We start from the raw sequence: 22,507 nt of genomic DNA, 5'->3' as shown, positions 1-22,507 counted from the left end.
CCCCCTGGTTCAGAAGTGCGGGTTCACAAGGTCGGTGGCGGGTGCGCGCCTCACGTCACGAAGAAGATCCCGGCGTCGGTGCCCGCGGGCGTGTACTCGGCGAGCCGGGCCCTGAGGCCGTCCTCGCGCTGCGGCCGGTACAGGTCGTGGAAGGCGCCCAGTTCGGCGCCGTCGTCCGCGCCGCGCCGGATTTCCTCGGGGCACCGGTCCGCGAGCAGGCCGTACCAAGGCGTGCCGTAGCGCTGGGAAGCGAACAGCGGCTTGGTGTCCGGGCAGCGGTGACGGCGCGGGGTGCGCGAACCGGTGGGGACGTAGGAATAGCGCAGGCAGCCGATGCCGCGCCGGGCCACGTGGAGGCGGCCCGTGAAGACGCTGTTCTCGGCGATCTTCACCGCGTGCGTGTGGATCTCGCCGAAGACGGTCGTGCGGTGCAGGTGCAGCACGGCGTGGGCGTGGCGGCAGTCCGGGGCGGACAGGGCCTCGCGGTCGTCGGCCGTGGCGTCGAGGACGCTGTCGCGGATGTGGATGTCGAGGGGGTCCTCGCTCACCTCGTCGCCGATGACCTCGATGGTGCCGAGGATGCTGTGCTCGATCTGGAGGCACGCGGTGGTGCGGTCCAGGACGATGCTGGGCTCCTCGGGCGAGTGCGGTGCGCACTCGGGCTCCAGCGACCAGCCGGGCACGAGCGTGCTGTGCCGTACGACGACGGCGCCCATCGCGCCGGTGACGTTGATGCCGCGGCCGGCGACGAGCAGCCCGTCGAGCACGACCCGGGGCCGCTCGTGCGGGGCGCAGTCGTCGGACACCGCGCGGATGTTGAGGGCGTCGGGCCGGTTGCTGTACCAGTCGAGCAGGCGGACGACCGGGCGGGTGCCCTCCGCCGCCCGCAGTTCGAGCCGGTCGCCCGGGTCGAGGTCGAAGTCCAGCTGCTCCTGGTAGGCGCCGCTGTGCGTGATCTCGATGATGCCGGCCGGGCCGGTGCGGTCGGCCCTGCGGTCCTGCTGCCAGGCCCGGTAGGCGTCCATGATCTGCCGGTACGGCTGCCCGGGCCCGACCCGGTACACCTCGGCGTCCGGCCGCGGCTCCCGGTCCCGCTGGTACTCGCCGCCGCCCAGGTCGGCCGCGTAGGCGTAGTGGTAGTCGACCCACACGCCCTGCCGGGGCGCGGACCGCGAGCCGAACGCGATCCGGCCCAGCTCCGGGTCGACGGCCACCTGGCCGCGCCTCGGCCGGTAGCGCCAGTCGGACAGGTCGGCGACCACGATGTCCGAGGGCGGGACGGGCTTGTCCTCGCCGTCGCGCCGGATGACGAAGCTCTTGCCGGGGCCGTAGTAGTCGAGCAGCCGGTCGTGCAGGAGCCGGCGGGTGACGAACGCCGGCACGTTGTCGACGGTGGCGATGTGCGTCGGCGAGGGCTCCGGGAACGGCTTGGTGGCCAGCGGGGTGTCGTTGCCGAGGATCGAGAAGGTGTACAGGTTGCGGGCCCGGTCGATGCAGTAGGCCGGGGTCCGGGTCAGCGGGTACGCCTTCAGCCGCCACACGAAGAGCGCGACGCCGGCCGGGGTCCAGCCGCCCTGCCGGTGCCGGGACTCGGCGCGGCGGACGTCGGCCGTGCGGGCGACTGCGGCGAACGGTCCGCCGCCGAGGGCGAGTTCGGCGCCGTCGCGCAGGTCGAGGAGACGGCCGCGTCCGCCGCGGTGGGTGCCGGTGCCGTACAGCTTCACCGGCTGGGTGTGGGCGACCTGCCGGGACAGTTCGACGGCCCGGGCCGGCCAGCCGGCGACCTGCTCGGACAGTTCCTCCAGCAGGTGCAGGGTGCCCTTGCGGCGGCGGTGGGCAACCGTGGCGGCCACGTCCCGGCGCGGGGCGACCGCCTCCGCGAGGGCGGCCCGGCCGCCGTCGTGCAGGGCGGTGGTGAGGACACGTTCGTAGCCGGGCAGGGTGCGGTAGCCGACGAGGTCACCGAGGTACGGCAGCACCCAGGGGGCCGCCGTCTCCACGAACAGGTCCTCGTAGCCCTGCTGGACGCCGTCGCGGACGCGGTCGAGCTGCTCGGCGATCACGGCGAGCAGCGCCCGCAGCGGCTCGCCCTCCTCGGTGTCGCGCAGCCGGTGCCAGCGGGGCAGCAGCGCGGCGAGCCCGTCCGGTTCCCTGGGCACCACCGGGGCCGGCGTCTCCAACTGGGTGTCCGAGGACATCACTTGACCTCCGTCAGAATCAGGGTGTCCGCGGCCCGGGGCGACAGCAGCGCGAGCTGGGCCGGGCGGATGCCGCGGAAGACGTACACCGACCAGCCCTTGGGCAGGCGCCGGGTGTCGGTGATGTCGGGGTTGAGGCGCAGGAGCTCGGCGAGCGGCACGCCGTACCGGGCGCAGATCTCCGACAGCGTCTCGCCGTTCTCGGCGCGGACCGTGTGGGTCCGCTCGTCGTACGTCGCCGGGTGCGCGGGGACGGACGCCCGGGGCGGTCCGGGCCGGGTGAGCAGCTCGGTGAGCTCCTCCGGGGTGGCGGAGGCGGGGACGCCGGTGAAGACGTCGACGTCCACGTAGTCGACGCCGGGCACGGTGTGGGCGGTGGCCAGGACCTCGGAGAGGCGGGCGGGCCGGCCCAGCTCGCGACCCTCGAAGCCGAGCCGGCGCAACAGGGCCTGGCGCAGCTGCGGTTCGACGTTCTGCCAGGCGTGGTCGGGGGCGACCTTCACCCGGGCGGCGATCAGCAGCAGGACCAACTCGCGGCCGTCCACGCGGACCGGCAGACCCGGGTCGCCGTACTCGGTGAGGGCGCCGCGCAGGGCGCGCAGCGTGTCCGAGTCGGGGGCTATCGGGACATCGTCCGTCCCGGCGACCGTCACGTGCAGCACGCGCCGACGCCCGTCGAAGAGTTCGCGCGCTGAGGCCCGGCCGATACCGGCGCGGGAGCGGGCGAAGTCCTCGTAGTCCGACTCGGACACCAGCCGGTCCAGGGCCGACACGGCCAGGGGGACCGTGCGGCGGGTCAGGCCCGGGCCGTCGGCGTCCGCGCCGCCGGTCGCGGGACGCGGGTTGGTGACCGCGGTGACGCCGAGCGGCCGGGTGAGCGGCTGGGTGACCCGGTCGGCGGGCACGTTGGCGGCCTTGCCGGTGCCGAAGCGGTACCGGGCGCGGATGTTCTCGTGCCCGGAGGGCAGGCGGGCCCCGTGCACCCCGTCGCCGAAGGTCACCGTCGTCCGGCCGTCCGCCGTGGCGCCGGTGATGTAGACCCGCTCGGTCGGGCCGCGTCCGGCGAGGCTGTCGACCTCGTGCCAGAGCACGCCGTCGACCCGGATCTCCAGCACGGGTGTGGCGCCGAGGGGGTTGTCGTCGGCGAGCCAGGTCAGCGGGGACTGCCAGAGCGCGAAGGTCTGGTTGACGCGGTCGGAGTCGCCGCTGCCGATGGCCTCCTCGCGGCTCTCGCCGTGGGTGGCCTCGACGACGTTGCCGAGGATGCGGACCGTCTCACGGCGGTAGCGGTGGGCGAGGTCCGCGGTGAGGACGAGCCGGGTGTGGACGTGGTCGCCGGGCAGCCGCGGGTCGGCCGCCGGGTCGGCGGAGGCGACGGTCACGACCTCGGTGGCCCGCACTCCGGCCGTTCCGGGGATGTCGCTGCGCTCGCCCGCCACGATGAGCGTGCGGCCCGGCCGCAGCCCCTCGTACAGCTCGGCGAGTTCGATCTCGTTGCCGTGCACGTCCTCGCCGAGCGGCTCGTCGGCCAGGCGCAGGGGCTCACCCGCCGCGTGCACGGTGGTGTCGCGGATGTGCGACAGCAGCACGTCGAACTCGTCCAGCCACGGGTCGGCGAGGGTGAGTTCGGTGCCGCGTCCGGTGATGCCGTAGTTCGTGTACGCGGCCGTGCGCGCGGCCACCACCTGGGTGGTGACGAACGCCAGCTTGGGGTCGCCGGGAACGCCGTTGTCGGCGCCCTTGGCGGGCCGCTGGATCGCCACCCAGCTGCCGACGGTGATGCCCTCGTGCACGGTGTCGAGCTGGAGCGTGCGCCGGTTGACGGGCTCCGGCTTGGTGGCGATGACGACCTCGACGTTGGGCTCGGCGCTGCCCACGGTGTACTTGAGGCTGACCTCGTACTCGCCGTGCGTGAACTGCTCGCTCGCCCCCGGCCGGAGGGCGATCTGCTCGGACGTGCCGTTGTGGACGCCGACGTGGACCAGGCCCTCGTCGTCGGGCCGCGACACGAACAGGGTGCGCTCGGGCAGGCCGGACTGGAGGCGGGCGGTGACTCCGGGGTCCTGGGAGTCGGCGGGCCTCCGGTTGAGCCAGCTCAGGTCGCGGTCCTGGCCGGAGCGCACGGACAGCTCGACCTGGCCGGGGCCGAGGGTGAAGGTGACCGGCTGGGCGACGGGCAGGTTCTCGGCGCGCTGGTCGGAGCTGCTGCCCTCGACGTACTGGAACTCGGCCCGCACCGGCGCCTTGCCCGCCGTGTCGTACACGACCCGCATGGTCGCCAGCACCGCTCCGGTCAGCGGCCAGTCGGCGGTACGGATGACCCGTCCGCGATCGTCCTGGACCGGCTTCAGCGGCGCCGTGGCACCGAAGGGCGCCGCGGTGACCCGCAGGGCGAGCAGCTCGCGCAGCAGCCGCGGGGCGCCCGGGGCGACGGCCGTGCGCCAGGCCGGGTAGAGGCTGCCGAGGCCGGGGTTGAGGGCGGAGAGAAGGCGTGCGGTGTCGGTGCCGGGAAGCTGACGGCCGGGGGTGCCCACCGGGGCGGGCGCGGTGGCGCGAAGGGCGGGGAGTATGGCGCCCAGGGCATCCCAAGCGGCGGTGCGGGTGTCGTCCTTAAGGGGCGCGGGGAACTGCGCGACCAGCCCAGACGGCGCCGCAGACGGCCGACGGCCGATCGAGGCACCCTCCGCATCCGTCTGCGCCGGAGCCAATTCCAGTGCCCGTTCGGCGAGTTCCGCCAACACCGCTTGCAACTGCTCGAACCACCCCGCCACATCCTCGTACGGCGTGGCCAGCACTTGGGCCTCGCCCAGTCGCGCGAGGGGCTCCGCGAGCCGCGCCGCGAGCCGCTCGGGTGTCTTCACACCGTCCAGGTCGCTACGCAAAGGCTCCAGGACCTGATCCTCAAAGTCCTCGATGAGCCGACTGACCGGCCGCGGGTTGGGCACCTCCGGCGTGGGCGCCTCCTCCCCCGGCTCACCGGGCTGCACAGGCGGAGCCGTCCAGCGCCGCACCTCATCGACGAGTTCCTTCAGCGTCGCCGGCGCGGACTCCGGCAGGGAGATCGCCGTGACGTCGTCGTCCCGGTCGACACGCACCTTCGCGACCGGCAGCAGCTTGCGCTCGCCGCCGGCCTGCTCCCCGAAGACGAAGAGCAACTGGTCACCGGTCTGCAACGAGTGCGCCGTGCCCTCGACGAACAGCTCCGAGCGCTTCGAAAGGTCCTGCGGCGTGAGCAGCGAGGGACGGCGCCGGCGCACCTTCAGTTCGTTGAAGTCCCAGCGGGCCGTCAGGTCCCGGCTCGTCTCGAAGGTCAGCGACTCCTCGTCGGCCGAGGCGGGCACGCTGTGGCTGCGCGCCCCGCGCGGGATCAGCACGCTCTGGGCTTCGGCGCGCGGGTCGCGTTCGAGGGTGTACGCCAGGTGCGTGGCGGCGGCGACGCCGGGACGCGGCCGGTGTCCGACGAGCCGGCCGAGAAGCACCAGGGAGCGATGCTCGTTCGCGGTGCGGATGTAGGCCTCGTCGGCGATCCGCTCGGAGTGGAAGGTGAGCAGGTCGCCGAGGACGGCGGCGGCATCCAGCAGGCCGATCGCCGGGTCGTCCGGGGTGCGGACGGTGAGGTCGTTCAGCGCCGGGTAGGCGGGCGAGGCGAGCCGGTCGAGCAGGGCGGCCCGGAAGGAGCCGTACGCGCCGACGCGGTAGTCCAGCGCGGTGCGGCCGGGCGGGTTGTGGAGCGGGGCGGGCGCGAGCCGCTCGTCGTGGCCGCCACGGCAGGCGCCGCCGCAGCCGCACGCGTCGGTCGCGGTGACAGGGTGCGGGTCCGTCATCGGGCACCTCCCAGGGATATCGCCAGCAGGCCGTTCTCCGGCCGGTCCGGGTCGTTGTCGCAGGTGGCGATCTCCAGCGGGCCGAGCCGCAGCACGCCGTCCTCCCTCTCTCCTCGGTCCTGTCCGGACAGCCGCCGCAGCCGGGTGACCTCGACGCTCGCCACCCCGGGCACGGCCGCGGCGACGGCGACCAGGCGGCTGAGCCGGACCGGTTCGCCGAAGCTCAGCGCGTCGGGGTGGAAGAAGCCGAGCCGTCCGCCGGGCAGCCGTCCGCTGCCCAGCACGCGGTACAGCTCGGCCAGGATCTGCCCGTGCTGGTGGCCGGGCTCGGCGCACACCGTCAGGGCGATGTCGAGCGGCACCAGGCGGGCGGGCCCGACCACGAGGTCGTGGCCGATGCGCCGGTACGCCTCCACGGCCTGGGCGACCGAGTCGAGCAGCTCGGGCGACGGGGCGGCGGTGCCGTACGCGTCGATCGCGATGTGCGCCTCCTGGGCGCTGCCGGTCCAGCGGATCTCGGCCGCCGCCCGCTGCACGCCCGGCAGTTCACTCGCGAGGGCCGCGTAGTCCTCGGCGGTCACGGCCCGCAGCCGGGTGCGGCGCAGGTCGAGCGGGGCCAGTTGGCGGACCTGTTCGACGGGTTCGGGCCGGGTGCCGCCGGTGGCGGGCAGCGGGTTGCGCACGACGGCGGCCGGTACGTCGCAGTCGCCCTGCACCACCAGGTGGTTGATGGCCTCGGCGCCGACGTTGCCGGCGGTGCCGCCGCCGAGCCGGTAGCGCAGTTCCAGGCGGGAGCCGGGGGTGGGCCGGGCGCCGTGCCGGCCGTCGCCGAAGCGCACGGCCAGTCGGCCGTCGTCCTCCAGTTCGCCCACGAAGTGCTTCTCGCGCGGCCCGCTGTCGAGCAGGTCGCGGCGCGGCACCCAGGTCCCGTCCGCGCCGTGCAGGCGTACGGCGGGCAGCGCCCGGCGCGGGTCCTGGGCGAGGGCGGCGGTCGCCGAGCCGCGCAGCACCGTCTCCTCGGGGTGCAGTCCGGCCGCGTAGGCCGGGCCCCAGGCGTGCGCGATCTCCCAGGCGATGTGCCCGTCGAGGACCGTGCCCGCACGGGCCCGGGCGGCGAGGACCTCGACGCGGCGCAGCTTGGTGTCGAGCAACTGGTCGCTGCGGTAGAGCAGTTCGCGCAGCGCGCGGACCGGGTGGCGGCGCAGTTCGAAGCGCTCCAGCACGTTCAGGCCGTAGATCACGGCGAGTTCGGCGATCTCCTCCTCGCCGAGCCCGTCCCGGTCGCGGGCGCTGCGCCACAGCTCGACCAGCCTCTGCCGCACCCGGCCGGGGATGGCCGCGATGCGCTCGGCCTGCCCGGCGGCGACGGTGCCGGGGTCGGGGAAGGGCACCGCCTGGGTGACGGGCGTCCGGCCGAGGACGGGCCGGAAGCGGGGCGCGATGCCCGGGTAGACCGACTGGGCGAGCAGTGTGCGCAGCGCGGTGGCCTGGGCGTACGCCGTGCCCGGCACGACCTGCTCGTGCCGCTGCCCGGCGCTCTCCAGGCCGATCCCGGCCCGGTTGACCGCGGCCTCGCCGACGACGTCGAAGAGCTCGCGGACGTCGTCGGGTACTAGGGCGCGGCCCGAGCGGGTCCGGTCGGTCAGGGCGTTGATCAGACGCGCGGGCGCGTTGCCCTCCTCAGTGTCGCGGCAGCCGAAGGCGGGCGGGTCGCAGGGGGCGACCACGGCGGGCACGGGCGGCACGGTGACCGTCTCGGGCAGGCCGGTCAGGGTGCGGCCGTGGTCGACGAGGACGACGTTGCCGCGGGCGAGGGTGACGTCCTCGACGGGCAGGCAGTCGCGTCCGCCGCGGGTGGTGAGGCAGAGCGGGAAGCGCAGCGCGTCCTCGGCGGCCCAGGTGACCTCCAGGACCGGCTGGTCCTCGATCCGGTCGAGGCCGGGCGTGACGGAGGTGAGGCGGACGGCCTGGCGGTGGGCGGGGTCGGCGTCGCCGGGGGTGCCGGTGCGCGGGCCCTTCACCTCCTCCAGGACGATGACGTCCCCGGGCTTGAGGTCGAGGCGGCGCTCGCGGCAGGTCTCCGGGTCCACCCACGCGTCGCGCAGGGTGGCGGCGGTGGCGCCCTGCGGCAGGGTGCACACCTCGCCGCCCCAGGTCCACAGCCGGATCGCGTTGTGCGCGACCTTCAACTCCAGCGGGTCGGCGGCGACGACCGGTTCGAAGACCTCCACCGAGCCGCGCTCGTCGAGGTCCCCGAGGTCGGCCTCGTCGATCACGGTGCCCGGCTCGGGGCGGTCGTGCGGATCGAGGCTGCGCACGTCGACGGAGGCGAAGCGGAAGGTGCCGGGGGCGAGCGTCCGGTCGTCCGCCGTCCGGACGGTGACGTAGGCGCGGGCGTTGCAGCCGTCGTGCATCGCGTAGTCGATGAGCCGCACGTGGCGGCGTACGGAGACGCGGCGGCGGGCGGTGTCGAGGTAGGCCTCGGTGGCGACCGCGTCCTGCTGGTAGCTGATCTGGTCACCGGTGTACGCGAGGAGTTCGACGAGGGTCGTGCCCAGGTCGGCGGGGTTGCGCTCGGCCCAGTCGGGGGTGGTGAGCGCGAGCCGGTCCAGGAGCAGCTTGCGGATGGTGTCGTAGTCGCGGGCCGTGTAGTCGACGACGGGCGCGGCGGGGAAGTCCGGCTCGGCCTGCTCCTCGTCCTTGCAGTCGAAGGGGGTCGGGCAGTCGGGCCGGAAGTGGAACGTGGCGCTGTGGTAGCGCTGGTCGAAGCCGCGGTAGGGCTCGGTGCCGGGCCGTCCGTAGGGGTCGGTCTCGACGAGCGAGAGCCGGTAGCGGGAGGTGTCGCCGGCCTTGTCGAGGGTGACGTAGAGCCGGTCGTCGAGCTCCGGGTCCTCCTCGCGTTCGACGCTGACGTCGACGGCGGTGATGCCGGTGACCCGGCGGCCGCCGTCGATGCGGACGTTCTCGGGGCCGAGGCCGTGCGGGGCCTTGCCGAGGAAGGTGACGGTGAGCAGCAGGCCGTCGTCGCTCACCTCGACGTTGTCGACTCCGCCCAGCTGGGCGGCCCGCACCTTGCTGCGGCGGGACGCGGTGGTGCCGGCCGTCATGCGGCGGCCCTCCCTTCGAAGACGTCGTCACGCTGCGCGCCCGTGGCGCGTACGGCGTACGAGAGATGGACCCGGACGACGCCGTCCGCACCGCCCTCGCTGACGATGTCGAGGGCCTGGATGTCGATGAGGTCCCCGAGCCAGCGCTGGAGCGCGGCCTGCACGGAGAGTTCGAGCGTGCTCATCAGTTCGGGACTGTTGGGCGCGAACACCAGGTCCAGCAGTCCGCAGCCGAAGTCGGGGCGCATCACGCGTTCGCCGGGGCTGGTGAACAGCAGCTGCTCGATCAGGTCGTGGACGTGCTCGCCGTGGCGGGCGTGCGCGGTGCGTCCCCGGCGGTCGGCGCGGAAGGGGAACGCGATGTCGGTGCGCGTGCCCCGGCTTGTCGGACTCATCGGACGGTGACCTTTCGCTGCGCGGCCTGGACGACGGGCGGCCCCTGCGGGACGAATGCCGCGCTGAAGCACTGGGCGGCGGAGGTGTCGAGCAGCACGGACGCGCCGTCGACGGTGATGCCGGTGCCGGCGGCGGTCCAGCGGACCGTCACGCACGGCGAGGGCACCCGGTCGACGGTGTGCGGGCAGCCGGTGACCACGTAGCTGTGCGCGGTCGTGGCGACGGCGGCGCCCGCGACGCGGATGCCGCCGGCGGGCGGTGTGGCGGCGGTGACCCGGCCGCCGTGCGGGCAGCCGATCACGGTGCCGGCGTCGAGCAGATTCCCGGACAAGATCTCTTCCCCCGTCTATCGCTTGGAGAGCACGGTCAACTGGCCCTCGTTGATCGTCACTTCACGTCCGCGCAGCACGACCTCGGCACCCGCGCCGGTCGCGATGACCACGGCCTCCCTGGTGATGCGGATGTACGCGCCGCCCTGGGCCTGGAGGAGGATCCCCTGCTCGGCGCCGGCGGTGTCGTTCATCACGAGCTTGTGCGCGCCCGGCGTCTGCACGACGACGGGCTTGCTCGGCGAGCCCGCCTGGAGTTCGCGGCGCGCGTCGGGCGGGAGTTCCTCGGCCGTGCCGTACCAGCACCCCGTCCACACCGGGAAGCTGGGATCGCCCTGCTCGAACTCCACCCACACGCCCGCGCCCGGCGGCGGCACCACGAACTGTCCCGACTCCGGCCCGGTGAAGGGCAGGCAGGGCAGCGCCCAGGTCGACGGCTCGTCGCCGAGCACGTCCGGGACCTCGACGGTGACGCGGCCGATGCGCAGCGGGTCGTTGTTGTCGACGACCCGGCCGCGGAACTTGCCGAGGTAGCGATTGCTGGGTGCCGCCATGGTGGAGGTGCTCCTGGTTGGTGGTCGTGGGTCGTGGGTGCGTGCGGGTCAGGGCCGGACGTAGTCGCTGCGGGCTTCCAGCCCCTCGCGGGAGAGGGTGAAGTTCTGCTGGTACGAGCCCGGCCGCAGGTTGTGGGTGACGGACTTGACGTAGTAGTCGCCGTCGTAGGCCCGTCCGGCGCCCCGGACGCCGACGAGCTGGCGCGGCTGGAGGATGTAGCCGTGCCGGTTGACGTCGAGGGAGCCGGAGCCGGAGACGACGTCGGCGGAGACGGCCGCGCGGGCGAGCAGCTCGGCCTCGGCCTGCTCCCGCTGCTGTTTGGCGGTGCCGGAGAGCGTCCTGCGTTTGAGGGCGGGCGTGGGCCGCTTGCCGAGGGGCGGTCGCAGGGGGCTGATCGGCGGCTGGGGCAGCAGGGTGGAGTGCCGGTTGGCCGGGTCCTGCCAGCGGGCCTGCGGCTCCTCGCGGGCCGTGCCGTCGTAGGCGAAGGTCAGCTGGTCGACGGTGGAGTGGGCGTCCATGTTGACGTTGAGGGCGTGCTGGCGGATGCCGAGCCGGACCTCCGGGCCCCAACGGGCGGACGACTGGCCCGGGTTGGGCCCCGGCTCCAGGTAGAAGGTGTAGCCGTTGGCGCGGGCCAGCTCGGTGACGTACTGGAGGTCGGTGCCGGTCTGGTAGTGGACCCGCAGATCCTGGTGCGGGGGCTGGGCGACCTTCTCGGTGTAGACGTCGGGGCGGATGCCGTAGTCGGAGTAGCGGCGCAGGATGCTGAGGACCCGCTCGGAGGGCGGCAGGTTGGGGTAGCGGGCGGTGCGCTCCTCCAGGTCCATCAGCAGGGTGAGGTCCTCGCCGGTGACGGTGAGGGTGGAGTGGCCCGGGCGGTTGCTGGCGCCGACCTCGTGCCGGACGATCAGGCCGTCGAAGAGCACGTCGGGGGTGCCCTTGACGCTGACGGTGACGACGATCCGGGTCTTGGGGTCGAAGAAGCCCTCGGGCAGCAGTCGGCGGCTGATCAGCCCGTTCTTGGTGAGGTCGAAGGCGATCTGGAAGCCGCTGCGTTCGCCGGCGGTCGCGGTGATCTGGGCGGTGAGCAGGGCCTCGGTGACCTCCGCCGGGACCGGCCGGGCGAGCTTGGGTCCCATGAGGAGGGTGATGTGGACGGGGCCCCGCCCCACGGGCAGGTCAAACACGCCGGTCCCCCTGCGGGAAGCCGCCGGCGAGCGGGATGCCGATGACGCGTCCGGCCTCGTCGGTCAACTCGCGTGGATCGAGGACGGGGTTGGCGTCGGCGATCTGCCACCACTGGCCGGGGTCGCCGAAGTAGCGCTGTCCGAGCAGATCGGGCCGCTCGCCCGCGCCGACGGTGTGGTCCTGGGTCTCCTGCTCGTCCAGGGGCGGCAGCAGCCGGCGCTTGGTGTAGCGCACTTCGGTGCCGTCCGGGTTGCGGTGGATGCCGATCTCGGCGTCGTGGTAGCGGCTGGTGCGCGGGTAGGGGTGGGCGCCGGGTATCGCGTCCAGGGCGTTCTCGTACGGTTCGATGTCGGCCATGTGCGGCTCAGCCCCTTCCGATCACGGCGTTGGTTCCGGACAGCCCCAGGGCACCCAGGCGGGCGCCCCGCGCGGCGCCCGCCAGGCGTTCCTTCTGCGCCAGGTGCGCCATGTACAGGTCGGCACCGCGGTGCCCGGCGGGCAGGTCGCTGACGGTGAGGATCTTCATCCCGATGCTGAGGCTCGCCCGGATCGGGTTGAGGTTCACGTCGAACGCCGACTCGTTGATGGACAGTTCGGTGAGCCGCACGGGCATGACGCGCTTGCTGCCCCAGGTGAAGAGGGTGAGCGGCATCTCGATCGGGCTGATCTCGATGGCGCCCTTCTGCGACAGGCGCATCGCCTCACGCAGCTTCGCGGTCGTCGGCTGCACGAGCATCTCCAGCGTGGCGAGCTGGGGGTGGATGCCGTCGGGCGCGGCGATCTCGAACTGGTCGGTGGCGTCGATCTCGGCGGTGAACTTCCAGGTCTCCTGGGCGGGCCCCTTCAGCCGCAACGCCTCGTTGCGGTCCCCGCTGCCGGTACCGCCCCCTCCGGCGTCCCCGCTGTCCCCGGCCGACTGGGGGCTCACGCTGCGTTCGAGGGTGTCCGGGTTGAACTGCAGCACGATGATGCGCTGCGGGGTGCCGGTGTCGGGGTCGACGACGACTATGCCGGAGCGGATGGGTTTGGGGATGTCGGCGTAGCGGGTCACGTGCGCTCCCGGAGACGGGCCTGAAGGTCCGTGTAGTCGTGGTCGGGGAAGAGCTCCGGAAGCACTTCCAGCATGGCCTGGAGGTCCGTGGCCGTGCCGGCGAATTCCTCGTCGTTCAGCGGCGCCTCCGTGAAGAGGTGCTGCCAGTCGAACACACCCTTGGTCAGCCGCAGGGTGTCCATGTAAGCGGGGTAGTCGAGGTCCATCTGCCAGAGCGTGTTCGTCCGGTGATCGGAGAACCAGACCTCGGGATTCCCGACTCCGGGCTGCAACCGCAAAGCGACGAAGGAACCGTTTCCGGTGAAGGGGCTGTCGTCGATCACCCGGAACCCGGTGGCCAGCTCGCGCTGTTCGTCCGAGTAGAGGGAGGACGGGAATTCAGGAGCGTCCTCGTGCACGGCCAACGGCAAGGGAGTGAGCCGGAACTCTCCCGTCAGATACGGGTAGGGATCGACGGTTCGCCACTGACTGCCCAGCTGCGAAAATCGAATGTAGTCCCTACGGAGTTCCGCACCGATCTCGATGCCCTCCCACTCGGCGAGGTCGTCGAAGGCCGTGTCCTCCGCGGTTGGATCGATGTCCTCCCGCACCTCGTTCAACACGTCGACAGCCGGGCTTTCGCACAGCTCGTCGAGGACTTTGAGCCAGCTCTCCTCGTACGCTGTCGGCTCCTCGAGTTCCATACCCTCTCCCATGACCTACTTGAAATAAAGCCGCTTGGCCGCTTCGGCCGCCTGCAAGATCGCGATCACTCTCTTCGCCCCAGCCAGCGCGGCAGCGTTTGTCGCCTGATTCTCCAGCTCTGTCTCGAGGTCACCCATTCCCGGGAATTTCTTGCCCGGCTGGTCGTCCCGGAGCTTCAGAACCCTCTTGGCGGTGGCGGCATTCAGTTTGGTTACCGCGATCAATTCCTTGTATTTGGCCTGGTTGAGGTTGACGGAGAGCGGTGTGTTTCCGGTGGCTTGCCACGGAGGCGGGTCGAAGGAACCTGTGGTCCAGGATCCGCCCGGCCGGCTCTTCCGCTGCCAGTGCCCGTTGGGGTACTCATACGTCCCCCAGCGCATGTCCACGGCACTCGGATATCCCGGATAGTTGCTCCGCATGGTGATGTCGACGTCATACCAGACCATTCGCTCGAGCTGACCGGGCCATCCGGACTTCTTGCCGATCGCGCGCGCGGCGGGATGTTCGGCCTTCTCCCGCGCGGCGATGTTGTCCTCCCGGGTGGCCGGCGCCAGGTTCGACGTCGAGGCATGACCGCCGAGGACTGCCGTGAGCATGTGCATGCGCACCCAGTCGCCTCGCGCGGTGATGCCATGTGCGACAGCCCGGTCCCAGCCCAAAGGCCATGCGTCCGGGCGGTGATTGGCTTCCGTGCCCACCGGTGTGTCTTCCTGGATGTAATGCGCCTTGAAGGACTTGGCGGTGTCGCCGTCGGAGAACACCGGCAGAATGGTGTCCGGCAGCGGCGGCTCGTCCCCGCCTCGCGAACGCTGCTCCAATGCGGTCGCCAGCTGCTCCATCAGCGCCCTGAGGGCCGTCAGTTGCGCCTCGACACCGGCCTGGTCACCTGACAGGAAGATCGGTTCTCCGTACGTCTGCCGTCCGGTGCGCCGGGTGTACCCGCTGTTGCTGGTCTCCCGGTCGGGGAGGCGACTCTGGGCCCTTTCCGCGCTCTCGCGCAGTGATTCCGCCTGCTTCCGGGCTGTCTCCTGGCTGGTGCGCAACGCCTGCTGCCGTGAGATCGGGGGCGTGTTGTTCTCCCGCTCCCAGTCACTGATGTACGCCGTGATCGCGGCCAGGGTGCTCCGCATGGCCAGGTCACCGCTCTTGCCCTTGCCATCGAAGAGCAGGGTGTGCATGGCCCCGTCCACGGCACGGAAGCGGACCGAAGGCAGCTCGTAGTCCTTCCTGCCCTGCTGCCACGCCTGCTTCTCCCGGTCCCGCATGCGATCCCTGTGGCGATCGCCTGACCGGTCCCGGTCGTCACTGCGGCGCCACTGCTCCCGCAACTTGCGCAGCCTGTCGTTCAGGCGGTTGCCCAGCTTGCGGCGTGCCTTGCCGAAGAGTTTGCCGGTGGCGCGGCGCGCACGGTTGACGGCCGACTTGATGGTCTGGCGTGCGCGTCGGAGCGGGCGACGGCGAGGGCGGTCCTTGTCGGTGTCGCGGCGGCGTTCGTCGTCGCGGCGGCGGTCGTCGTCCCGACGGCGGTCGTCGTCCCGACGGCGGTCCGTTGTGCGGCGGTCGCCCGGACGCGTGCCCTGGGGATCGCGGTCGCGGTCGTCCGTGTCCCGGCGGCGTTCCGGGCGGAGGGTGTCGCGGGCCGGGCCGCGGCGCTTCGGTGTGTCCGTGCGGTCGGGCCTGTCGTCGTCCTTCATGCGGCGCTCCGCGTCCCGCACGCGGCGCCTCGCCGCGTTCACCTCGCGGCCCTCGTCGCGGCGTTCGTCGTCGTCGCGGCGCTTCTTCGGGCGGGTGGTGTGGGCCGGGCGGGGCTTCTTCTCGGGGGTGGAGCGCTTGCCGGGGCGAGGCCTCGACGGCGGGCGGGAGGTCCTGTCGGGGGACGGCTTGCGTGGGGTCAGGCGGTCGGTGGGCCGGTCGGTCGGGCGGTCCGGGGCCGGCGTGCGGTCGTCCGTGGGTGCGGGGCGGTCGTCCTGGGGCTTGGTCGGGGCGTCCGGACTGTCGTCGGACGGGCCCGGCTGGTTCTTCTTCCTGCGGAGGTCCTTGAGCATGTCGCCGAGCCGTTCGGCCACCTTGCCCATGAAGCGGCTGACGCCCTCGATGAGGAACTCGTAGATCAGTTCCAGCAGTGCGACGACCCCGGCCGCGACCGCCTTGGCGAAGGGCAGCGCGCCGTTGCCGCTCTTCACCGACTTCAGGAAGTCCATGAACAGGCCGAACGCGGCGAGGATCTCGCTAAGCGCACCCCACGCGACTTGGAGGGCATCGATGATGGCCATCACCCAGCCGGCGCCGGGGATGAGCTTGGCGACGACCTTCTCGACCACCATCACGCCGACGATGATCGGGAGTTGGGGCAGCGCCTCGTCCCAGGCCATCTGGGCCATCTGCTCGACGGTGACGCCGCCGGAGACCAGCTCCTGGAAGTCCTCCATCGGGATGCCGATGATCTCTTGGACCTTCTGGTTGAACCAGGCCTTGACGGCGGTCTTGACCTCCTCGAAGAGGTGCTCCTTGGCACCGGTCTCCGCAGCCGCCCCGGCCTTGCTGATCCAGTCGCCCGGGTCGGAGACGATGTCGTTGAAGATGGCCGCCCACTCGCCGAGCGCGGCGACGGCCGCGGCACCGAACTCCAGCGCGCCGACGGTGACCGTCTCGGCGATGTCGACGGCCGCGAGCATGCCGGACTCCAGCACGTCGAGCCCGGCCAGCAGGGCGCCGCACAGGCCGTCGAGGAGCTTCCCGGCGACTTCCTTCAGCGCGTCCGCCGCCTCGTTGACCTTCTGAACGGCCCAGTCGCGTGCGCCGTCGATGGTGTTGCGCCACTTGTCGCGCATCGCCGGGTAGTCGGCGAGGAGTTCGTCGCCGAGGGCGATCAGCGCGTCGGCGAAGGTGTTGATCTGGTCGATGACCCAGTTGCGGGCGTCGTCGATGAGCTTGAAGACCTGCTGCTTGAACTTGTCGATGAGGTCGGTGACGACCTGACGGGCCTTCTCGAAGATGCCCTTGATGGCGTTCTTGAGGCCCTCGAAGAACTCCTTCAGCTTCTCGATGGCCTCTTCGAGCCAGTTGTCGGCGTCGTCCTTGCCCTCCTCCTGCTTCTTCTCCGCCTCCTGCTCGGCGTTGGTCTGCTCCTCGTCGATCTTCCTGTTGTCGTCCTCGGTCCGCTTGTCGACGTCCTTGTCGGTGTCCTCCTCCTTCTTCTTGATGTCCTTGCGGACCTGGTCGTACTTCTTGCCCTTCTTGTCGTCGATCTCCCCGACCTTGTCGTCCTGCTCCTTGCGCCACCGGTCGCGGGAGTCGGCGATGTCGGAACGGCCCTTGTCGCGGGCGTCGGACTGCTTCTTGCCACTGGCCGTGACCTCCCTCTGGAGGTCCTGGTCGTGCTGCTTGCGGTCGTCCGCCGCCTTCTTGTCCTTGGCCTGGCGCTCCTGGCCCATCTTCTGCCGGCCCTGGGAGAAGCCCGCCTGGATCTGCGGGCCCCGGTCGTGCTCGGCCACGGCGGACGCGGACTCGATCGGCACGCCACCGCCGGACACCGACCGTGCGCCGCCGGCCTTGCCGCCCTTCTTCCCGCCGGCCACCTTGCCGGTCAGGGTCTCCTTGGGCACGTCGGGATAGATCTGGTCCTCGCCCATCGGGCGGGCCGCGTCCTCGCGTCCCGCCCGGTGCAGTTCGTCGCGGCGCTCGTCGAGCTTCTGGCCCTGCTCGTCCGTGCGCTGCGGGTCGGAGTCGTTCTCCAGCGGCAGCCTGGGAGCGTCGCCCACCTTGGCGTTCTTCAGGCCCTCGTCCTTGGTCGGCAGGCCCAGGATGGAGTCGATCAGGTCGTCGAGCGGCAGGATCTCCTTCAGCAGCTTGCCGAACAGCTGGGCGCCGATGGTGACGGCGATGTCCCACCAGCTCGGCTCCGGCACGTTCGCGCCCGGGACGTCGCCTTCCGGCTTCTGCTCGCCGGTGATCTCGGGCGTCTTGCCCGGGGCGGCTTCCGTACGGGCGACCTTGGCGTTGGTGTACGTGCCCGGGGCCGCCGGTGTCGGGCCGCCGGGGACGGTGCGCGGGGAGCCGGAGGGCCGTTGCATCTTCGGCGGCGCCTTGCGCAGGGCCGTGCGCTCCTTGTCGACCGAGCGGCCGACCGCGCTGTCGACGCCCTTGAGCGTCTCCAGGGCCTGGTGCGGCTTGAGTCCGGCGGCCGTGGACAGGCCGGACTCGGGGGTGGCGTTGGAGACGTCCGGGGGCGGGGCCTCCTTCTTGGCCGAGGTCTTCGCCCTGGAACCGCCGGCTGCGACGGAGCGGCCGCCGGATCGGACGGGAGCGGGGGCCGGGGACTTGCGGCCGCCGCCTCCGCCCGAGCCGCCGTTACGGCGCGACGCGGTCTTCGCGGCACGTTGTGCCGCCTGGCGCTTGCTGCCCGCCGGGCGGGAGCGCGAGCCCGTGGACCCGCCCGATGCCCCACCGGATCCCGGGGACTCGGCGGCCTTGGGCAGGTTGGTCTTCGGTGCCGGCCCCGCGGCCATCGGCGAAGGCCCGTTGCCCGCCGCCAGTTTCGGCGCGCTCGCGGGTCCCGGCGTGGAGACCTTCTCCGGGCCGCTCTCCGGGCCGGGGATGGTGGCCGGGCCCTTGCCTTCGGTGACGTCCTGGCCGCCGCCGCGTGGCGTTTCGGGCGTGGGGGCCGTGGTCCCCTGGTCCCCGGCCTCGCCCCGGCCGTTCGCCCCGCCCTCGGGCTTGTCGGCCTGCTGGTCCTTGCCCTGTTCCGCCCCGGAGCCCACTTCCTTCCCGCCACTGCGGTCGGGTGCTCCGGCCTCCGGCTTCCTGGCGCTCTGCGCCTGGCTCTCGCCACCCTTCTCAGCGCCGGTGCCGGCCTGCGAACCGGCCCCCTGCGTACGGGCGTCCTCCCCCGCCTTGGCCAACTGGTCCGGCGCGGCGGTCTCCACGGGCCCGGTGACCGCCCCGCTCGCAGCGGCGTCCGAGGCCCGGGCCTCCTCGTCGCGTCGCGCGGCCTCGGCGTCCTCCTTGCGTTCGTCCGACTGTCTCCGGTCCGAGTCCGCCCCGGTGGCCTCCGCCACCGCCGCTTCCACGCCCGGGGACGCCGAACCGGGACCACCGCCCGTTCCGGAGCCATCGGTCTGCCGCCCGTCGGCCGTACCGCTGAGGAGGTCCTCGAAGGACTCGCTGCCGTTCCCCTCGTCCTCGGCGCGTGACGTGGCGTCCGGGGACGTGCCGGGCTCGGTCTCCTGCGGTGCCGTGTCCGACGCCGGAGCGCCGGTGGCGGAGGACAGGCTGGGCAGCGGGGCCGTACCCTTCCTCCGTTCCTCGGCGAGGGTCGGGTTCTTCGCCGCGTCGGTGTATCCGACGAGGTCGACGTCGGGCACGGGCTCCTGGCCGGCTGCCGCGGCCGTGTCGTCCCCCGCTTCCCGTTCCGTGTCGTCCTGCGCGGGTTCCGCGTCCAGCCCCAACGGCTCGTCGTCGGCGTCCTGTTCGTTCTCCGGGTCGCCCAGCGTGCGTACCGTGCTGGCGTCACCGCCGGTGCGGGACTTCTCGCCGGGTTCGGCACCGCTGCGGTCCACGGTGCCGGGGGCAGCGGCCTCGCGGCCGCCCGCCTCGCCCTCGCTCTCGCCCTGGCGCTGCTCCTCCTCGACGGCCTGCTTCCCGGGCTCCTGGACGGCCTCGTCGGGCCCGCCTTCCTCCTCCTCGGCGGCGCGCTCGTCCTGCTGGTCCTGGTCCTGCTGCTCGCGCTCGGTGTCCGACGCGTCCTCGCGTTCGTCCTCGGCGTCCTTCCGGGCGTCCCGGCCGGAGGCGTCCTTGTCCTCTTGCTGGTCCTGGGAGCGGTCCTGCTCGTCCTTCGCGTTCTCCTGCTGCCGGGTGGCCGAGCCGGCCTCGCCCTGGGCCGGGTCCTGAGCACCGTCCTGGCCGGCGGCCCCGGAGTCGTCCCGGCCCCCCGCCTCCTCGTCCTTCGGTTTCCCGCCGGGCTTGCCGGTGTCGTGCCGCTCTTCGTCACGGTCCTGGGAGTCGCCCGCTTCGGGCGCGGAGTCCTCGCGTGCGCGCTCCTCCTCGATCTCCTCCGCCGCCCCGGGCACCGCCTCCGGCGCCACCGTCGCGTCCATCGGCAGCGGCCCCCGCCGCTCCGTCTCCTCGACCCCTTCGAGGAGACGGTCCACGACGGGCGCGGGCAGCCGTAGCTCCAGCCGGTCCAGGACGCTGTCCTGCACCTCGGGCGCCATGCGGGCCAGTTGAAGCCGCACGCGGCCCGACCGGTCCTCCGGGTCACCCCTCAGGGACCGCAGCAGGCCGTTGGCGAGGCGGTCGACGAGGGTGGCGGGGTCCAGTTGCTCCATGCGGCGGCGGTCGGCGTCGACGGTCGCGTAGCGCAGCCAGCCGGGGGTGGCCTGCCCCTCCTCGACCTCCGTCGGCCGGATCTCCTCGGACGGTCCTACGAGATCCTGGGCCGCCGACTCCGCCTGCCGCTCGATGCCCTGCTGCGGCAGACTCACCGCCCCGAGTTCCCGCCCGGCCCGCAACGCTCCCAGGCCGTGCGGGTTCTGGACGGTGTGCAGGAGCTCGTGGGCGAGCAGCCGGCGGCCCTCGTCCGTGCCGGGCCGGTACGCGCCCTCGCGGAAGAAGATGTCCTGGCCGACGGCGACCGCGTCCGCGCCGAGCAGGTCGGCCAGCTGGCCGGCGTCCCGGCCGGTGTGCAGGCGTACGCGGCTCAGGTCGTGTCCGAGGCGCTCCTCCAGATCGCGTCGTACGCCCGGGTCGAGCGGCTGGCCGGCGCCGCTGACGATGTCCTTGGGCTCGGGGGTACGGGACTTGGCGGCGCGCTCCTTGCGCTTGCGGCGGCGCTGCTCGGCGGACTGCTCGGAACGGCTGTCCTGGGTCTGGGAGTTGCTCACGAGGTCACCTCCCCGCGGCCGCACAGGCCCTCGTGCACAGCGCGTGCCAGTTCCTGGCCGAGCCGGCGCGCGGACAGCCCGGCGGGCAGCGGCGGCAGGCCGGACAGGACGTCGGCCGTCCACGGGCGGTCGGCGGGTACGCCGCGCTCGCGGACCAGCCGGGTCAGCTCCTGTTCGAACGCGGCCGAGACCCGGTCGGGGTCCGCGCGGAAGCCGTCGAGGACCAGTTCGCCTATCTCCACGCGGATCTCGCGCGGCGTCGGTGTCCCGCCCACCGGAGTCACACCGGTCTGCGTCACACCCGTCCGTGTCACACCCATCCGCGGACCTCCGTCGGCGTCAAGGAGCGTTCCAGCTTGAGGTATTCGGTGCGGGCCGCCGCGAGCATGTGCCGCATCTGGAGCGCCTCGCCCTCCTCGGCGGCGAGGAACGCCCCGGACAGGGCGATGTTGCGGATCGAGCCGCCCGCGACGGTCAGCCGTGCCAGCAGCTGCGGGTCGATGTCCTTCACCGGGGCCTGCGGCGGCAGCACGCGGCGCCAGATCTCGGCGCGTTCGTGCTCGGCCGGGAAGGGGAAGTCGACGACGAAGCGGATGCGCCGCAGGAAGGCGGTGTCCAGGGCCTTCTTCATGTTGGTGGTGAGGATGGCGAGGCCGCGGTAGGCCTCCATCCGCATCAGCAGGTAGCTGACCTCCAGGTTGGCGTACCGGTCGTGGCTGTCCTTGACCTCGCTGCGCTTGCCGAACAGGGCGTCCGCCTCGTCGAACAGCAGGAGCGCGCCGCCGCGTTCGGCGGCGTCGAACACGCGGCGGAGGTTCTTCTCGGTCTCGCCGATGTACTTGCTGACGACCTGGGAGAGGTCGATCACGAACAGGTCGAGGCCGAGTTCCCTGGCCATCACCTCGGCGGCCAGGGTCTTGCCGGTGCCGGAGCCGCCCGCGAAGAGCGCGGTGACGCCGAGCCCGCGGCGCAGGGCCGCCCCGAATCCCCACTCCTGGTGGACCACCGGCCTCTGCCGGACGTGCGCGACGATCTCCCGCAGGACGCTGGTCTGCCGCTCGTGCAGGACGAGGTCGTCCCAGCCGGCCCGCGGTTCGATCCGGCGGCCGAGTTCGTCCATGCCGACCCGGGCCTCGTCCAGACCGGCCCGCCAGGCCAGGGCCGCGGCGTCGAGCTCGTCCTCGTGGGGCAGTTCCCGGCGTACGGTGGCGGCGGCGGACCGCACGACGTGCGGCGGCAGCTGGAACTGCGCGATCAGCGACCGCAGTTCGCGCTCCTCCAGGTCGGCGACGTCGCTGAACGCGTCCGCCCACAGGGCCAGTTGCTCGTCGTCGTCCAGGGGCGGCACGCTCACCCGGGTGCCGTGCGCGCGGTCCGTCCGGCGCGGGTCGGTGCTCGACACGACGACGGGTACGGCGGCCCCGGCCAGGAACGCCTCCGTGGCGGCCTGCTGGTCCCGGTCCGGCTCGCCGAACTCCACGAGCAGCGCGGCGGGCAGCAGGATCGCCTCGCGCTGCCACAGCCGGGCGAACCGGTCGCGCTCGGCGGGGTCGACGGGGATGTCCTCGGCGCTCACGGCGTACAGCCCGAGCCCGGCGCGCGCGGCGGCCGCGGCGGCGATGTCGGCACGGCTGCGCAGGTCGCCGCCGACCAGTTCCACCAGCAGCGGCGCGTCGGGGCGGGCGCCGTCCGTCCAGCCCGCCGCGACGTCGCTCGCGGCCAGGTCGTACGACGGCGGCAGCCGGTCCGGCACGGCCGTGCGGCGCAGTTGCCCGTGCAGCCGGGCGTCCAGGTACGGCGAGCCGAGCAGGAAGTGCAGGATGCGCTCGTCGAGGCGCAGCCGGGAGGTCGTCAGCCGGGACTCGTCGTCCAGCTCCAGGATCCGCCAGCGCCGCAGCGGCGACACGGGCGTCAGCGCGCTCCAGTGCGGTTCGTCCAGGGCGGCCAGGGCGAGCGAGAACGTCGGATGCGCCCGCTGCGGGTCACCGCTGGCGGCGGCGCAGCGGGCGGCGGCGGTGGGCTCCAGCTCCTGCGCGGCGGTGAGCAGCACGAGGTCGCGCTCGAACGCCGTGAGCCCGAAGCAGGTGACCAGGGCGTCGAGGGGGGCGGCGCCGGGGCCGTCGGCCGGCTCGGGCAGGGGTGCGTGCGCGTCCCGGCCCTCGGCCATGTCCTCCGTGCCGCCCGTGCCGCGGAGGGCGTGAGCGTCGACGCGGGCGAGGACGCGGCGGATCTCCGCCGTCAGCGTCGTACCGTCGCCCGGTGCGGCGGCCCCGGCCGCTGCCTGCGCTCCCATG

The 22,507-nt window shown here is 72.9% G+C and carries 13 protein-coding genes; all 13 read right to left on the bottom strand.

From position 1 onward, the window contains the following. Positions 1-50 precede the first annotated feature (50 nt). The 13 genes from IE255_RS16880 to IE255_RS16820 are packed head-to-tail and all read right to left on the bottom strand — an operon-like array spanning position 51 to position 22,506. Positions 51-2,198: a hypothetical protein gene (locus tag IE255_RS16880; RefSeq protein ID WP_190051082.1), complete on the bottom strand. Its 2,148-nt coding sequence runs from the start codon at positions 2,196-2,198 to the stop codon at positions 51-53. Further along, positions 2,198-6,022: a putative baseplate assembly protein gene (locus IE255_RS16875; protein ID WP_190051081.1), complete on the bottom strand. Its 3,825-nt coding sequence runs from the start codon at positions 6,020-6,022 to the stop codon at positions 2,198-2,200. The genes IE255_RS16880 and IE255_RS16875 overlap by 1 nt, the downstream gene beginning before the upstream one ends. Continuing rightward, complete coding sequence (locus IE255_RS16870) at positions 6,019-9,129, bottom strand: putative baseplate assembly protein (protein ID WP_190051080.1); 3,111 nt, start codon at positions 9,127-9,129, stop codon at positions 6,019-6,021. The genes IE255_RS16875 and IE255_RS16870 overlap by 4 nt, the downstream gene beginning before the upstream one ends. Beyond that, positions 9,126-9,524, bottom strand: a complete 399-nt coding sequence (locus tag IE255_RS16865) for a GPW/gp25 family protein (protein ID WP_190051079.1) — start codon at positions 9,522-9,524, stop codon at positions 9,126-9,128. Before IE255_RS16865 ends, IE255_RS16870 begins: the two co-directional genes overlap by 4 nt. Next, positions 9,521-9,856 carry a hypothetical protein gene (locus IE255_RS16860; RefSeq protein ID WP_190051078.1) on the bottom strand — a complete coding sequence of 112 codons (336 nt, stop codon included), beginning with the start codon at positions 9,854-9,856 and terminating at the stop codon, positions 9,521-9,523. Before IE255_RS16860 ends, IE255_RS16865 begins: the two co-directional genes overlap by 4 nt. A 15-nt stretch (positions 9,857-9,871) precedes the next feature. After that, positions 9,872-10,408 (bottom strand): phage baseplate assembly protein V, encoded by a 537-nt coding sequence (locus IE255_RS16855; RefSeq protein WP_190051077.1) that lies wholly within the window; start codon positions 10,406-10,408, stop codon positions 9,872-9,874. A 48-nt stretch (positions 10,409-10,456) separates the two neighbouring features. Continuing rightward, positions 10,457-11,596: a hypothetical protein gene (locus IE255_RS16850; RefSeq protein WP_190051076.1), complete on the bottom strand. Its 1,140-nt coding sequence runs from the start codon at positions 11,594-11,596 to the stop codon at positions 10,457-10,459. Continuing rightward, complete coding sequence (locus IE255_RS16845) at positions 11,589-11,954, bottom strand: LysM peptidoglycan-binding domain-containing protein (protein WP_190051075.1); 366 nt, start codon at positions 11,952-11,954, stop codon at positions 11,589-11,591. The genes IE255_RS16850 and IE255_RS16845 overlap by 8 nt, the downstream gene beginning before the upstream one ends. Positions 11,955-11,961: 7 nt before the next feature. After that, entirely contained in the window at positions 11,962-12,648 is a 687-nt protein-coding gene (locus IE255_RS16840; protein ID WP_190051074.1) for a hypothetical protein, read from the bottom strand. Further along, on the bottom strand, positions 12,645-13,331 hold the full coding sequence (locus tag IE255_RS16835) for a hypothetical protein (protein ID WP_190051073.1): 687 nt from the start codon (positions 13,329-13,331) through the stop codon (positions 12,645-12,647). Before IE255_RS16835 ends, IE255_RS16840 begins: the two co-directional genes overlap by 4 nt. A gap of 15 nt (positions 13,332-13,346) precedes the next feature. Next, entirely contained in the window at positions 13,347-20,213 is a 6,867-nt protein-coding gene (locus IE255_RS16830; protein ID WP_190051072.1) for an eCIS core domain-containing protein, read from the bottom strand. Further along, positions 20,210-20,533, bottom strand: a complete 324-nt coding sequence (locus IE255_RS16825) for a hypothetical protein (protein ID WP_229906446.1) — start codon at positions 20,531-20,533, stop codon at positions 20,210-20,212. The genes IE255_RS16830 and IE255_RS16825 overlap by 4 nt, the downstream gene beginning before the upstream one ends. Then, positions 20,524-22,506, bottom strand: a complete 1,983-nt coding sequence (locus IE255_RS16820) for an ATP-binding protein (protein ID WP_229906445.1) — start codon at positions 22,504-22,506, stop codon at positions 20,524-20,526. The genes IE255_RS16825 and IE255_RS16820 overlap by 10 nt, the downstream gene beginning before the upstream one ends. Between the last annotated feature and the right edge of the window lies 1 nt (position 22,507).

It is taken from the genome of Streptomyces lomondensis, assembly GCF_014651035.1.
Lineage (GTDB): Bacteria > Actinomycetota > Actinomycetes > Streptomycetales > Streptomycetaceae > Streptomyces > Streptomyces lomondensis.
The sequence above is the reverse complement of the archived record's forward strand: the minus strand, read 5'-3'. Positions and strand labels throughout refer to the sequence as shown.